We start from the raw sequence: 16,536 nt of genomic DNA, 5'->3' as shown, positions 1-16,536 counted from the left end.
TCAATAATTATTATTTTTATTAAAAAAGTACATTCATATTGCTAATATAAGTAATAATCTTTGAATATAATCTAGTTTTCTAATTTAATAATTTAATATTTAAGGATAACTAGGATGAATAAAGAAATATTAGCTGTCATTGAAGCAGTTGCAAATGAAAAATCTTTACCTCGTGAAAAAATATTTGAAGCGATGGAAAGTGCTTTAGCAAGTGCTACAAAAAAAAAATATGAACAAGATATAGAAGTATTTGTAAATATTGATCGTAAAAATGGAAATTTTAATACTTTTAGAAAATGGTTAATTGTTAAAAAAGTTAATTATCCTACTAAAGAAATTACTTTAGAAGCAGCGCGTATTGAAAATAATAATTTAAAATTAGGTGATTATATTTATGATCAAATTAAATCTATTAATTTTGATCGTATTACTACGCAAGCTGCTAAACAAGTCATAGTACATAAAGTAAGAGAAGCAGAAAAAGCTGTTACTATTGCTAAATTTAAAAAAAAAGAAGGAAAAATATTAAGTGCAATAGTTAAAAAAGTAAATAGAAAACATCTAAATTTAGATTTAGGACATAGTATTAATGCCATTATTTTACGTTCTGATATGTTACCAAGAGAAAATTTTAGATTAGGAGATAGAATAAGAGGTTTACTTTTTTACATTAAAGAAAATGTAAAAGAAACACAATTATTTTTAAGTAGATCTAAAATACAGATGTTAGTTGAATTATTTCATATTGAAGTTCCCGAAATAGCAGAAGGATTAATCGAAATTAAAGGTGTTGTAAGAGATCCAGGATTTAGGGCTAAAATTGCTGTAAAAACAAATGATAAAAGAATTGATCCTGTAGGTGCTTGTGTAGGTATGAGAGGTGCTAGAGTACAAGCAATTTCTAATGAATTAAATGGAGAACGTATTGATATTATACTATGGGATTCTGATCCTGAAAAATTTATTATTAACGCTATGTCTCCTGCTGAGATATCATCAATTGTCTTAAAGAAAAAAAAACACATTATAGATATAATAGTTAAGGAAGATAATTTAGCTCAAGCTATTGGTAGAAATGGACAAAATATTCGTTTAGCATCACAATTAAGTGGTTGGGAATTAAATATTATGACAAAAAATAATTTATGTCATAAATATAAGAAAGAAAAAAATAATATTATAGAAATGTTTATAAAATATTTAAATATTGAATATAAATTATCAAAAATAATAGTTGAAGATGGAAAAATATCTTCTTTTGAAGAATTAATATTAATTCCAATAAATAAATTATATAAAATAACTAATAATTTTAATTTAAAAATTAATGATTTAAAAAAACTTAAAAAATTAGCTAAAAATGTTAACAATAATTTATCTTTAATAAAAGATAATCATGAAAAATCTAAAAATAATTTATTGCAATTAAAAGGAATGGATAAAAAATTATCTAAATTATTAGTAAATAAAGGAATTTTAACTATTGAAAATTTAGCAGAGCAAAGCATTGAAGATCTATCTGATATAGATAGTTTAAATGAGTTAGAAGCTGGAAAAATGATTATGTCTGCACGAAATATTTGTTGGTTTAATAAAAAAAATAATACGTAATTAATTATTAAAATAGAGGAGTAGACAGCATGATAGATGCTGTTATAACTATAAAATCATTAGCTAATGAAGTTAAAACTTCAGTAAAAAATATAATAAAATATTTTTCTGATAATGGTATATCTAAAGTAGAAAATGATATAGTTAATGTAGAAGAAAAAAAAAATTTTTTAATATATTTAAAAAAGAAAAAAATAAAAAGTTTAAAATTATTAAATTTTAAAAAAAAAATACATGATATTTCACCAGTAAATAATAATAAAGGTAAAAAAAAATTAATAAAAATTATAAATAAAAAAAAAACTATATTTATAAATAATATAAAAAATATTACAAATCATAAAAATAAAAAGTATTTAGAATTAAATAAAAAAAAAATAAATAAAAATAAAAAATATTATATTCAGAAAAATTTAAAAAATAAAAATATAAATAATGATATTTTTAATAAAAAAATATATAAGAAAAAAAAACATAAATTACATCCTAAAAATAATAAAAATAATAATAATTATAAAAAATATAAATTAAATTCTTCTAAGTTGTATCAAAACTTTCATAAACCTATTAAAAATATTAATCGCGATATTATTATTAACGAAACTATTAGTATAATAGAATTATCTAATAAAATGGCAGTTAAAAGCTCAAAACTAATGAAAATTATAATAAATATGGGAGAAAAAATTTCTGATGTTAATCAATATTTAAAACAAGAAACAGCTCAATTAATAGCGGAAGAAATGGGTCATAAAGTTATATTGCGTCGTGAAAATGATATAGAAAAATTATTAATTAATAAAAATAATATTAATATAAAACCAAAAACAAGATCTCCAATAGTAACAATTATGGGTCATGTAGATCATGGGAAAACTTCATTATTAGATTATATTTTTTCTAGTAATATTGCTCTAAAAGAAAATGGTGGAATAACTCAATATATAAATGCTTATGAAATTAAATTTAATAATAAAAATATAACATTTTTTGATACTCCAGGACATAAATCTTTTTCCTCTATGAGGTTAAGAGGAATACAAATTACAGATATAATTATATTAGTTATTGCAGCTGATGACGGAGTCATGCCCCAAACTATAGAAGCAATAAAACATGCAAGAAAAACAAAAGTATCTATTATAGTTGCTATTAATAAAATAGATAAAAAAATTTCAAATTTTAAAAAAATAAAAAGCGATTTAAGTAGGTATGATATTATACCTGAAGAATGGGGTGGAGATAATATTTTTGTTAATGTTTCTGCTAAAACAGGTGAAGGTATTAATGATTTATTAAATGCTATTATATTACAAGCTGAAATATTAGAATTAAAAGCAAATAATAAGGGTATGGCACAAGGTGTTGTTATTGATTCTTATTTAGATAAAGGAAAAGGTCCTATAGCTAATGTCTTAATAAAAGAAGGAATATTAACAAAAGGAAATATAGTATTATGTGGATATACTTATGGAAAAATTAAAGGATTAATTAATTTTAAAGGAGAAAATATACTTCAAGCAGGACCTTCTACTCCTATTAAAATTTTAGGTTTATCTGAAATACCATATGCTGGCGATATTTTAATAGAAGTAAATAATGAAAAAAAAGCTAAAGAAGTAGCATTATATAGAAAAAATAAATATCGTGAAATTAAATTAGAAAAAAAACAAAAACAATTTAAAAAAATATTTTTAGATTTAAACGATAATAACAAAAATATTCATGAAATAAATATCTTATTAAAAGCAGATGTACAAGGTTCTGTTGAAGCTATTAAAGATACATTAATGAATTTATCTAATGAAAAAATTAATATAAAAATTATTCATTCAGGAGTAGGAGAAATTACGGAAACAGATATATCATTTGCTATGGCTAGTAATAAAAATAATGTTATTATTATTGCTTTTAATATTAAAGCAAATAATATTGCCAAAAATTTAATAAAAAAAGAAAAAATAAAAATAAAATATTTTTCTATTATATATAATTTAATAGATGATATGAAAAAATATATAAAAAATCTTTTATTACCAGAATACAAAGAAAAGTTATTAGGATTGGCCGAAGTAAGAAGTATTTTCACTATTCCTAAAATAGGAATTGTAGCTGGATGTATAGTTACATATGGTATTATTAAACGTAATAATTTAATGAAATTATTAAGAGATAAAAATATTATTTATCAAGGAATTCTTGATTCTTTAAGAAGATTTAAAGAAAATGTTAATGAAGTACGTAATGGTATGGAATGTGGAATTAGTATTAAAAATTTTAATAATATGCAAATAGGAGATAAAATAAAAATTTTTGAAAAAACTGAAATTACAAAAAAATAATAATCATAAATTAATTTAATATACTATAAAATATTTAAATGGAGGTTTTTTTGTATCGAAATTTACGTATTTCATATGAATTAAAAAAACAAATAGCAAAAATATTACTAAATAATATTAGTGACATAAGAATAAATAAGTTTAGTACTATTACTGATATACTAATATCAAAAGATTTTTCATATGCAAAAATTTTTATAATGCTATCATATGAAGAAGAAAAAAGAAATAATAAACAAAATTCACTTTATTATTTAAATAATATTTCAGAATATATTAGATATATTCTTAAAAAAAAAATAAATTTACGGAAAATACCAAAACTTAAATTTTTTTTAGATCTTTCTTTAAAAAAAGGAAAATATATTAATAATCTTTTAATTAATATTAAAAAAAATACTTAATTATATAATAAAAATTATGATATAATTAACTATATATGTTAAAAAAAATAAAAAAACGTAATATAAATGGTTTATTATTACTTGATAAATCTATAGGTTTTACATCAAATAAACTTCTTCAAGATATTAAAGTTATTTTTAGGGCAAAAAAAGCAGGTCATACAGGAACTTTAGATCCACTAGCAAGTGGGTTATTGCCTATTTGTTTAGGAGCATATACTAAATTTACTAGTTATTTAATAAATGCAAATAAAATTTATATAGTTACAGCTCTTTTAGGTGAAAAAACTAATACTGGTGATAAAGATGGTATTATTATTCAAAAAAAAGATATTTATGTAAATAAAAAAAATATTATTAAAAAAATAAATTTTTTTAAAGGGAAAAATATACAAATTCCTCCTATGTATTCAGCTCTTAAATATAAAGGTATACCTCTCTATAAATATGCTAGATTAGGAATTAATTTTTCTCATCTAAAAAAAAGAAAAATTTTAATTTATTATATTAAATTACTAAAATTTTATGAAAATAAAATTAAATTAAAAATTAATTGCTCCAAGGGAACTTATATACGTAGCATTATTGATAAATTAGGAGATGAATTAAATTGTGGAGCACACATAATAAAATTACGTAGAATTCAAATATCTCATATTTCTATTTTACATAAAAATGTTATAACAATTGAACAACTAAAAATTTTAATTCAAAATTATAAAAATAATAAACTAAATATTTTTTTAATAGATAAATTATTATTACCAATTAATTATATAATACATTACTTACCTAAATTATATTTGTCATATACTTTGATAAATAATATTAAAAATGGAAAAAAAGTAAAAGTTGTTTCTTTTGTAAAAAAACAAAAAAAATTTCGTATATTTGAAATTAATTCATTTAATTTGATAGGTGTTTGTCAAATTAATAATAAAGGTTATATAACAAAATATAAATTAATAAATTTTATTTAGATTTTATAATTATATTCATTTATAAATAATTTATTGGAGTAAATTATGTATTTTAATAAAGAAAAAAAAGAAAAAATTATAAAAAAATATAAAATGAATCCTAAGGATAAAGGTTCAACAAAAATACAAATAGCTTTATTGACATTTAAAATTAATTATTTACATAAACATTTTCATATACATAAAAAAGATTATCACAGTCGTAGAGGACTTTTACATATGATATCACAACGTAGAAAATTATTAAATTATTTTAAAAAAAAAAAATTACATGATTTTAATATACTAATTAAAGATTTAGGATTGAAAAAATAAATATGTTTTTAATATTATTTATAAATTTTTTAAAATTTAGATTTATCTTAATATTAAATTTTTTTAAAGGATATTTATTTTGTTAAATCCCATTATTCATAGATTTCGTTATGGTAATAATACTGTAACTATTGAAACAGGAATGATAGCTAGACAAGCAACATCAGCTGTAATGGTTAGTATTGACGACACAGCTGTTTTTGTCACAATGGTAGTAGATAAAAAAGTAATACCAGAACAAAATTTTTTTCCACTATCAGTATATTATCAAGAAAAATCATATGCCGCTGGTCGTATTCCTGGTAATTTTTTTCGGAGAGAAGGACGTCCCAGTGAAGGAGAAATATTAATTTCTCGTTTAATAGATCGTCCTATAAGACCTTTATTCAAAAAAGGTTTTTTAAATGAAGTACAAATTATTGCTACTGTCATGTCTGTAAATCCTGAAATTAATCCAGATATTGTTGCTATTATTGGAGCATCTACCGTTTTAAATTTATCTGGCATTCCTTTTAATGGTACATTTGGAACTGCTCGTATTGGTTATATTAATAAGAAATATGTATTAAATCCTAATATAAAAGAAATGCAAAATAGTGAATTAGATTTAATTGTTACTAGTACAAAAAAAGCTATTTTAATGGTAGAAGCAAAATCTAATTTATTAACTGAAGAACAAATTTTAAATGCAATAATATATGGTCATAATAAACAACAAAAATTAATTGATAATATTATTCATTTATCTAATAAGGTTAAAAAAAATAATAAAGAATGGATTTTATATCCTATTAATAAAAATCTTAAACAAAAAATTATTTTTTTATCACAAAAAGATTTAATTAAAGCATATAATATTAAAGAAAAACAAAATAGAATTAATCAAATTGACTTAATTAAATTAAAAATTATTGAATTAATAAAAGAAGAAAAAGAACATGAAAACATACCGATTAATCATATAAATGAAATTTTTTATGAGTTAGAAAAAAAAATAGTACGAGAAAATATTATTAATAAGAATCTTAGAATTGATGGTCGTGAAAATGATATGATACGTAGTTTAGATGTACGTACAGGAATTTTACCTAGAACACATGGTTCGGCTTTATTCACACGCGGAGAAACACAAGCTTTAGTTACGGTAACATTAGGTACTGCTAGAGATGCTCAACCTTTAGATAATTTAATTAATAATAAAATAGATAATTTCTTGTTTCATTATAATTTTCCTTCTTATTCTGTTGGTGAAATTGGTATTATTAGTAATCCTAAAAGACGTGAAATTGGTCATGGTAATTTAGCAAAAAAATCATTAATATCAGTAATGCCTAATATGGATAATTTTCCTTATACAATACGCATTGTATCCGAAATAACAGAATCTAACGGTTCTTCTTCAATGGCTTCAGTATGCGGTGCCTCTTTAGCTATGATGGATGCAGGTATTCCTATAAAAAATGCTGTTGCTGGAATAGCAATGGGTTTAATTAAAGAAAATGATAATTTTATAATATTATCAGATATTTTAGGTGATGAAGATCATTTAGGTGACATGGATTTTAAAGTGGCAGGTACTAAAAAAGGAATTACTGCATTACAAATGGATATGAAAATAGAAGGTATAACTTATAAAATTATGAAATTAGCTTTAAAACAAGCAAAATTAGCTAGATTACATATTTTAGAAATAATGAAACAAGCTATTAGCTTACCTAGAAAAAATATTTCAGAATTTGCACCAAGAATTCATACAATTAAAATCAACCCAGAAAAAATTAAAGATATGATAGGTAAAGGGGGTTCTGTTATTAGAGCTTTAACAGAAGAAACTGATACAATTATCGAAATAGAAGATAGTGGAATTATAAAAATAGCAGCTAAAAATAATGAAAAAATTAAATTTGCAATTCGTCGTATAGAAGAAATTACAGCAGATATAATAATTGGAAAAATTTATAACGGTAAAGTTATTCGTATTGTTGAATTTGGTGCTTTTATTTCTATAGGAAATGGAAAAGAAGGATTAGTACATATTTCTCAAATTGCTAATAAACATGTAAATAAAGTTAGTGATTACTTACAATTATTACAAAATGTAATGGTTAAAGTTATTGAAATTGATAAACAAGGACGAATAAGATTAAGTATTAAAGCTGCTAATAATAAAATTTAATTTTAATAGTTTTTAATAATATTTATTTTTTATAAAAAATTTATTAAAAAAATAATATAAATTATTTAATAATTATATATTCAAAATATAAATAATAATTAATATTTTAATTTATAAAAATTAATTATTAATATTTGTAATTATGTTTAAAAACATAATTACAATTAAATATTTATAATCTTATATATTAGTAATTTTACTTATTATTATATGAATTACTAATTTTTAGTTTTTTAAAAAATATATTTAAGAGGTATACATATTAATGACTAATATTACTTTTGAAAAATTTGGTCTAAATAAGTTTCTTTTAAAATCCTTGAATAATACAGGATATCTAAAACCTTCTCCAATCCAAAAAAAATGTATTCCCTATTTATTATTAGGTAAAGATGTATTAGGAATAGCACAAACAGGCAGTGGTAAAACTGCAGCATTTATATTACCTTTATTAAATAATTTAAATTTATCTAATAAAACAACACAAGTATTAATTTTAACACCTACAAGAGAATTAACTATACAAGTAGCAGAAGCTACATCTATTTTTGCAAAACATATTCATGGTATAAATATTGTACCATTATATGGAGGACAATCATATCATATACAATTAAAAAATTTACGTTTGGGAGTACAAATTATTATAGCAACTCCAGGACGTTTATTAGATCATATTAAAAGAAAAACAGTTAATTTAACAAAATTACGTAGTTTAGTTATAGATGAAGCTGATGAAATGTTAAGAATGGGTTTTATTGAAGATGTAGAAAAAATATTATCTACAATACCTAAAGGACATCAAACATCATTATTTTCAGCAACCATGCCAAAAAGAATAAAAAATATAACTAAAAAATTTATGATTCATCCATATGAAATTTTTATAAAAACAAATATTAAAACTATTCCCGATATTAAACAAACTTATTGGATAATATATGGTAAAAAAATAGAAGCTTTAATGAAATTTTTAGAAACTGAAAATTTTGATGCAGTTTTAATATTTGTTAAAATGAAAACATCAACAATTGAAATATCAGATACATTAAAACAATTTGGTTATAATAGTGCACCATTAAATGGTGATATGAAACAAAATAATAGAGAAAAAACTTTGGAAAAATTTCGAAATGGTAAATTAAAAATTTTAATCGCTACTGATATTGCTGCTAGAGGTTTAGATGTTGATAAAATTAATTTAGTCATAAATTATGATGTTCCTATGGATATTGAATCATATATTCACCGTATAGGGAGAACAGGAAGAGCAGGTAGACAAGGTAAATCTTTAACATTTATCGAATATAGAGAAAAAAGATTACTAAAAAATATTGAACGTAGAATTAAATGCAGTATTAATGAAATATTATTACCAAATTCTCAAATTTTATGTCAAAAAAGACTAGAAAAATTTATTGTAAAAATAAAAGAAGAAATAAATAATATTGATTTAAAAAAATATAAAGATATCTTATCTAAGATAATTACTCAAAGTAATATAAATCAAGAAACATTAATAATTATTTTGTTGAAAATGGCACAAGGGAAAAGACCTTTAATTTTACCTCCTGATTCATTATATGATATAAGAAAAAAATTTTATAAAAAAACAAATTTTATTCAAAATAAGTATATAAAAAAGTATAAAAAAAATCAAAATTATATGGATGTATATCGTATTAATATAGGTAAAAAAGATAATTTAGAAGTTCGTCATATTGTAGGAGCAATTATTAATGAATTTAAAATTAAAAGTAATAATATTGGAAATATTAAATTATTTACTTATTATTCTATTGTAGAATTAAATTCAAAAATTAAAAAAAATATTATTCAATATACTAAAAATATTAAAATCCTAAATAAAAAAATAAATTTTATTTTGATGCCTAAATCTAAAAAATCATTTAAGAATTATAAAAAAATACATAAAATTTAGTAAAAAATTTTTTTATAAAAATTTTATTTAATTAATAAAATATATAAATTTTCAATAAAATATAAGACATGTATTTATCATTTAAAATATTATTTTAAATAAAATAAAAATAATTATAAATATTATAAATTATTATTATTATTTATTTTTATTAATTAAATGAATTTATTTATTAATTTCTTTAATAAAAATTAATAAAAAGATTTATAAAAATTAATTAACCCATTAGTTGAACTATCATATTTATTTACTTTTTTAATATTTTGATTAAAATCATTAAGTATAATATTTGCTACTTTCTTACCTAATTCAACACCCCACTGATCAAAAGAAAAAATATTTAAAATTATGCCTTGCATAAAAATTTTATTTTCATAATAAGAAATTAATAATCCTAAATTATAAGGATTAATTTTTTTTAAAAAAATAGAATTACTTGGATGATTTCCAAAGCAATATTTATATATATTTTTTTGTAATATATATTTATTAGCATTACCAAATGCTAATGTTTTAGTTTGTGCAATATAATTTGCAATAAGTTTATTATGATGTTCTTTAAAAGAATCATTTGAATTATTAACTGAAGCGATAAAATCGCATGGTATTAATTTAGTACCCTGATGTAGCATTTGAAAAAAAGAATGTTGTCCATTAGTACCAATATCTCCCCATATAATAGGACTAGTTTGATATTTTATTTTATTTCCATTTCTATCTATGGATTTACCATTAGATTCCATACATAATTGTTGTAAATATTTTGGAAAAAAACACATATTATTAGAATAAGGAATTATAGCTTCTGTTTCTGTGTTCCAAAAATTACTATACCAAATACTAATTAAAGCCATAATAATAGGAATATTATGATTTATAGGAGTATAAAAAAAATGATTATCCATTTTATTAGCACCGTTTAGTAATTTTTGAAAATTATTAAATCCTATAGATAAGGAAATAGATAATCCTACAGAAGACCATAAAGAAAAACGTCCTCCTATTTCAGATAATAATGGTAAAATATTTTTTTTATCAATACCAAAATTTATTGCAGCATTAATATTATTTGTAACAGCAATAAAATGTTTTGATAATATATTTCTATTAATTTTTGTAAAAATTTTTTTTATAAACCATTTTTTTATGCTTAAAGCATTTGTTATTGTTTCTTGTGTAGTAAAAGTTTTCGATACAATAATAAATAAACTTTCTTCTGGTTTTATTTTTTTAATAATATTAATTAATTGTTCAGAATCAATATTAGATAAAAAAAATAAATTTAGTTTATTTTTATATGATTTTAATGCTTCTGTAACCATTAATGGTCCTAATTCTGATCCACCTATACCTATATTTATAATATTTTTTATTTTTTTATTTGAATAACCTTTCCATTTATTTAAAATAATATTATTAGAAATATTTTTTATTTTTTGTAAAATAAAATTTATATCATCATATATTTTTTTATTTTTTAATAAATAATTATTATTATTTCTTGTTGCTGTATGTAAAACAGAACGATTTTCTGTAACATTAATTTTTTCACCATAAAATAATGCATTAATAAAATCAATATAACCAGTCTCTTTTGCTAAATTAATTAAATATTGTATTGTATTTTTATTAATTATATTTTTTGAATAATCAAAAAGAATTTTATTTTCAAAATTAATCGAAAAATTTGTAAATCTATTTTTATCTTGTTTAAAAAGATGATAAAGATTAATTTTTTTCATTTCTTGTAAATGATTTTGCAAATTTTTCCAAGAAATAGTTTTTGTAGGATTAATATTTTTCATAATATATAAATTATTAGTTATATAAAAATATAGATTTTAAAATAAATAACATTTTTTAAAATAAAATTGTTTTTATTAAAAAAATTATATCATAAATTTTAAATTTATTAAAAATCAATTTTTAATTTATATATAATATAATAATGTATTTAAAATGAGTTTTACTTTATATGATTTTAAGTTATTTAATTATTCCATATAAGTATTTATTTATAAAAAATAAATATACAATTGTTATGCTTCATGGATTATTTGGTAATAAAAAAAGTTTATATTTAATGGGAAAATTTTTAAATAAATATTTAAAATGTCAAATTATATTATTAGATATAAGAAATCATGGTTTATCATCTCATAGTAAAGGGATGGATTATATTTTTTTATCTCAAGATGTTTTAGAAACTTTAAATTTTTTAAATATTAAAAATAATATTATTATTATAGGACATTCTATGGGTGGGAAAATAGCAATGAAACTTACTCAATTTATACCTAATAAAATAAAATTTATTATTATATTAGATATTGCTCCTGTTAAATATAAATATTTTAATAAAAATATTTTTACTATATTTGATATAATATATAAAAAAAATATTTTAATTAAAAAAAAAATTTTTCAAATAATGAAATTATATATTAAAAATTTATATGTAATAAATACATTATTAAAAACATTTCAAAATGGAAAATGGGAATTTAATGTACAAATTTTAAAAAATGAATATAAAAAAATATTAGATTGGAATATAATTCCTAAGTGGAATGGAAATATTTTTTTTTTAAAAAGTGAATTATCAAATTATATAAATTTTATTTATTATAATAATATATTTAGTCAATTTCCTTTTGCTAAAATATATAATATTCCTAATGTTGGGCATTTACTATATATTGAAAATAAAAAATTCATTTTTCATTTTATTTTAAAATTTTTGTTAAAAATAATATTTATCGAGGAAAAATAATAAAAAATGTCAAAAATAGGTATTTTTTTTGGTAGTGATACAGGAAATACAGAAAATGTTGCATTAAAAATACAAAAACAACTAGGCAATAATCTTGCCTCAGTATTTAATATTTCTCAGGCAGAACAAAAGAATATTGAAAAATATAATTATATATTATTTGGAATACCTACATGGTATTATGGAGAAGCTCAGTGTGATTGGGATGATTTTTTACCTATTTTACAAAAAATTAATTTTAAAAATAAAATTATAGGTTTATTTGGTTGTGGTGATCAAGAAGATTATGGAGATTATTTTTGTGATGCAATAAAAATTATTTATAATATAATAAAAAAAAATAAAGCAAAAATTATAGGATATTGGCCTACTCAAGGATATGATTTTTATCATACAAAAAGTTTAAAAAATAAAAATTATTTTTTAGGATTAACTATAGACGAAGATAGACAACCAGAATTAACAAATTCACGCATTATAACTTGGACAAAACAAATATATAAAGAATTTCAAATATAAAATTATAAAATCAATTATATTAATATAATTGATTTTATTTTTTAATTTTTAAAAATATTAATTATTATTTTTTAATGATACAATTCTATTAAAAATAATTTTATTTGAATATTTATTATCTAAATAATAATATCCTTCTCTTTCAAATTGAAAATGTTTATTTTTGTTATTTTTTAGTAAATTTTTTTCTATAAAACCATTATATACTAACATTGATTTTTTATTTAGAATAGAAAAAATATTATCATAATTATTAATATTTTTTTTTGTAAATAAAATTTCATATAAATGAAAAAAAGCTGAAATTGAATAAGAACAAGATATCCAATGTATAATTCCCTTTATTTCTTGTTTTTTATTGATTTTTATTCCTAATGTATTTTTATAATAATTACAATATACACAAATAATTTTTTCATTTTTATCTTTAATTATTTTTTTTGCTTTAATTATAAAAGCATATCTTAAACGTACTTTTTTCCCAAGAATAAGTCTTTTATAATGTTTTTTTTCTTTTTCGGAAAAATCTAAAATATCTATATATATTTCTTTAGTAAAATAAATATTTTTATATCCCATATTTAAATTATTTGGATGATTAGGAATAGATAATTTTATTTTTTTTTTTGTAGGAAAATTATCAATAATTATTTTTAAAGGACGTAAAATGGCCATAGTTCTAGGTACTGTCTTATTTAATTCTAATTTTATACAAGATTCTAAAAAAGATTTTTCAATAATATTATTTTGTTTTGTTACACCTATACGATAACAAAAATTTTTTAAAGAAGAAGCAGTATATCCTTTTCTTCTTAAACCAGAAATAGTTAATAATCGAGGATCATCCCAACTTTTTATAATTTTTTTTTTTATTAATAAATTAATTTTTCTTTTTGAAGTTATATTATGTTCTATTTGTAATTTTGAAAATTCATATTGTTTTGGATAAAATCCTATACTAATATTATTTAATATCCAATTATATAATTTTCTATTATCCTGAAATTCTAACGTACATAAAGAATGTGTAATACCTTCTATTGCATCAGAAATACAATGACTAAAATCATAAGTAGGATATATACACCATTTTGTTCCAGTTTGATGATGTTTTTTGAATTTAATTCTATATAATACAGGATCTCTCATTACAATTATTTTTGATTTCATATTAATTTTTGCACGTAAAGACATACTACCTTCAGGAAAATAACCTAAACTCATTTTTTTAAATAATTCTAAATTTTCTTCTTTTGAACGATTTCTATATGGACTATTTTTGCCAGGTATTAATAATGTTCCTCTATAATCTTTAATATCTTTAATATTTAATTCATCAACATAAGCTAAATTTTTATTAATTAATTCTATAGCATATTTATACATTATATTAAAATAATTTGAAGAATATTTAATTTCTTCATTCCATTTAAATCCTAACCATTTTAAATCTTTTATAATAGATTGAATATACTTAACATTTTCTGTAGAAGGATTAGTATCATCAATTCTTAAAAAACATTTTCCTTTATAATGTTTAGCTATTAAAAAATTTAAACAAATAGATTTTATATGACCTATATGTAGGTATCCATTTGGTTCAGGTGGAAATCTAGTACAAATCATATTATATTTTTTTTTTTTTATATCTTTTTCTATAATTTTAAAAATAAAATTATTTTTATAATAATTATACATTTTTTATTTTAATCCTTTTTCTAAAATTAATTTAAAATATTAATTTTTATAAATAAATTAGTTGACGTTATACTTGATTATTTACATAATATAAGAATAATTATTGGCTACGTAGCTCAGTTTGGGTTAGAGCACAGCACTCATAACGCTGAGGTCATGGGTTCAATTCCCATCGTAGCTAAATAAAATAATTTATTTTTGCGGAAGTGGCGGAAATTTGGTAGACGCACCAGATTTAGGTTCTGGCTATTTAATAAATATAATACGAGTTCGAGTCTCGTCTTCCGCAAAATATAAAAATTGGGGTATAGCCAAGTGGTTAAGGCACCGGTTTTTGATACCGGCATCCCTGGTTCGAATCCAGGTACCCCAGATTAATTTATTATGTTAATTTTATTAAAATTTTGTATAAAAATAATTTATTATAATCTAATTATGTTAAATAACAAATTATATATTAAAACTTGGGGCTGTCAAATGAATGAATATGATTCTTCTAAGATAGCTGATATTATGAAAAAAGAATTAAATTGTAAAATTACTAAATTTGCTCAAAATGCAAATATCTTAATATTAAATACTTGTTCTATTAGAGAAAAAGCACAAGAAAAATTATTTCATCAATTAGGAAGATGGAAAAATTTAAAAAAAAATAATCCTGAAATTATAATTGGAGTTGGTGGTTGTGTAGCTTCTCAAGAAGGTGAAAAAATATTAAGAAGAGCACATTATGTAGATATTATTTTTGGCCCCCAAACTTTTCATAAATTACCTAGAATGGTATATAAAGTACATAAATTTAAAAAATATTTAATTGATATAAGTTTTCCAAAAAACGAAAAATTTAAATTTTTTCCTCCTAAAAAAACAACAGATGTAAGTTCTTTTATTTCAATTATTGAAGGTTGTAATAAATATTGTACATATTGTATAGTTCCATATACTAGAGGAAAAGAAATAAGTAGACCTTATAAGGATATAATTTTAGAAATTAAAAATTTATCTTTACAAGGAGTTAAAGAAATACATTTACTGGGGCAGAATGTTAATTCTTATAATTATAAAGATATTAAAAAACAAGATTATTGTAATTTTACAAAATTATTACAAATGATATCTAAAATAGAAAACATAAAAAGAATTAGATTTACTACAAGTCATCCACAAAATTTTTCTAATGAATTAATTAATATATATAAAAAAATTCCTCAATTAGTAAATTTTTTACATTTACCAGTACAAAGTGGTTCTGATAGAATTCTTTCATTAATGAAAAGAAGATATAATGTTAGTGATTATATTGAAATTATAAATAAACTTAAAAATATTAGACCTAATATTCAAATTAGTTCAGATTTTATTGTTGGTTTTCCTGGTGAAACTAGAAAAGATTTTTATGATACTATTTCATTAATTTTAGATATTGATTTAGATATGAGTTTTAGTTTTATTTATTCTTCTAGACCTGGAACTCCAGCTAGTAAAATGAAAGATAATGTAAGTATAAGTGAGAAAAAAGAAAGATTATATTTATTACAATATTATTTAAAACAACAGACTAAAAAATTTAGTTTAAAAATGATAAATACAATACAAATTATATTAGTAGAAGGGATATCTATTCAAAATAATCAATATTTTGGAAAAACAGAAAATAATAGGACTGTGTTTTTTATAAGTAATAATAATTATATTGGTAAATTTATAAATGTAAAAATTATTGATTCTTATTTATATTCTTTATATGCAATATTTATTTCTATTTGTAAAAACTAA

12 protein-coding genes and 3 tRNA genes are annotated in these 16,536 nt (G+C 19.9%); 13 read left to right on the top strand and 2 right to left on the bottom strand.

All coding sequences use genetic code 11. The annotated features are described in order from the left end of the window. Positions 1–114 precede the first annotated feature (114 nt). The 7 genes from nusA to GJT91_RS01515 all read left to right on the top strand — a co-directional run bounded on the left by nusA (position 115) and on the right by GJT91_RS01515 (position 9,770). Positions 115–1,611: a transcription termination factor NusA gene (gene nusA, locus GJT91_RS01545; RefSeq protein ID WP_168868495.1), complete on the top strand. Its 1,497-nt coding sequence runs from the start codon at positions 115–117 to the stop codon at positions 1,609–1,611. A 29-nt stretch (positions 1,612–1,640) separates the two neighbouring features. Then, positions 1,641–3,953 carry a translation initiation factor IF-2 gene (gene infB, locus GJT91_RS01540; RefSeq protein ID WP_168868494.1) on the top strand — a complete coding sequence of 771 codons (2,313 nt, stop codon included), beginning with the start codon at positions 1,641–1,643 and terminating at the stop codon, positions 3,951–3,953. Positions 3,954–4,003: 50 nt separating this feature from the next. After that, positions 4,004–4,357 (top strand): 30S ribosome-binding factor RbfA, encoded by a 354-nt coding sequence (gene rbfA, locus GJT91_RS01535; protein WP_168868493.1) that lies wholly within the window; start codon positions 4,004–4,006, stop codon positions 4,355–4,357. A gap of 35 nt (positions 4,358–4,392) precedes the next feature. Further along, positions 4,393–5,337: a tRNA pseudouridine(55) synthase TruB gene (gene truB / locus GJT91_RS01530; RefSeq protein WP_168868492.1), complete on the top strand. Its 945-nt coding sequence runs from the start codon at positions 4,393–4,395 to the stop codon at positions 5,335–5,337. A 45-nt stretch (positions 5,338–5,382) separates the two neighbouring features. Beyond that, positions 5,383–5,652 carry a 30S ribosomal protein S15 gene (rpsO, locus tag GJT91_RS01525; protein WP_168868491.1) on the top strand — a complete coding sequence of 90 codons (270 nt, stop codon included), beginning with the start codon at positions 5,383–5,385 and terminating at the stop codon, positions 5,650–5,652. 79 nt (positions 5,653–5,731) lie between these two features. Beyond that, positions 5,732–7,828: a polyribonucleotide nucleotidyltransferase gene (pnp, locus tag GJT91_RS01520; RefSeq protein WP_168868490.1), complete on the top strand. Its 2,097-nt coding sequence runs from the start codon at positions 5,732–5,734 to the stop codon at positions 7,826–7,828. 265 nt (positions 7,829–8,093) lie between these two features. Then, positions 8,094–9,770 carry a DEAD/DEAH box helicase gene (locus GJT91_RS01515; RefSeq protein WP_168868489.1) on the top strand — a complete coding sequence of 559 codons (1,677 nt, stop codon included), beginning with the start codon at positions 8,094–8,096 and terminating at the stop codon, positions 9,768–9,770. A gap of 191 nt (positions 9,771–9,961) precedes the next feature. Here GJT91_RS01515 and pgi read toward each other — a convergent pair whose 3' ends face one another. Then, the gene (gene pgi / locus GJT91_RS01510; RefSeq protein WP_168868488.1) at positions 9,962–11,575 is read right to left on the bottom strand and encodes a glucose-6-phosphate isomerase; all 1,614 of its coding nucleotides are present in this window, start codon (positions 11,573–11,575) and stop codon (positions 9,962–9,964) included. Positions 11,576–11,745: 170 nt separating this feature from the next. Between pgi and GJT91_RS01505 the strand changes: the two genes are divergently transcribed. Continuing rightward, positions 11,746–12,543, top strand: coding sequence for an alpha/beta fold hydrolase (locus GJT91_RS01505; protein ID WP_168868487.1), 798 nt, complete (start codon positions 11,746–11,748; stop codon positions 12,541–12,543). 6 nt (positions 12,544–12,549) lie between these two features. Beyond that, a complete protein-coding gene (gene fldA / locus GJT91_RS01500) occupies positions 12,550–13,062 on the top strand; it encodes a flavodoxin FldA (RefSeq protein WP_168868486.1) in 513 nt (170 codons plus the stop codon). A 57-nt stretch (positions 13,063–13,119) separates the two neighbouring features. On the opposite strand, the gene glnS is transcribed toward fldA, so the two are convergent. Beyond that, on the bottom strand, positions 13,120–14,760 hold the full coding sequence (gene glnS, locus GJT91_RS01495; protein ID WP_168868485.1) for a glutamine--tRNA ligase: 1,641 nt from the start codon (positions 14,758–14,760) through the stop codon (positions 13,120–13,122). 105 nt (positions 14,761–14,865) lie between these two features. Between glnS and GJT91_RS01490 the strand changes: the two genes are divergently transcribed. The 4 genes from GJT91_RS01490 (at position 14,866) to miaB (ending at position 16,536) form a co-directional block, all read left to right on the top strand. Further along, a tRNA-Met gene (locus GJT91_RS01490) sits at positions 14,866–14,941 on the top strand. Between the two features lie 19 nt (positions 14,942–14,960). Beyond that, positions 14,961–15,049, top strand: a tRNA-Leu gene (locus tag GJT91_RS01485). Between the two features lie 12 nt (positions 15,050–15,061). After that, a tRNA-Gln gene (locus tag GJT91_RS01480) sits at positions 15,062–15,133 on the top strand. Positions 15,134–15,144: 11 nt separating this feature from the next. Beyond that, the gene (gene miaB / locus GJT91_RS01475) at positions 15,145–16,536 is read left to right on the top strand and encodes a tRNA (N6-isopentenyl adenosine(37)-C2)-methylthiotransferase MiaB (protein ID WP_246212835.1); all 1,392 of its coding nucleotides are present in this window, start codon (positions 15,145–15,147) and stop codon (positions 16,534–16,536) included.

It is taken from the genome of Enterobacteriaceae endosymbiont of Donacia semicuprea, from assembly GCF_012570535.1.
Taxonomy (GTDB): domain Bacteria; phylum Pseudomonadota; class Gammaproteobacteria; order Enterobacterales; family Enterobacteriaceae.
This window is presented reverse-complemented; position numbering and strand designations above follow the sequence as displayed.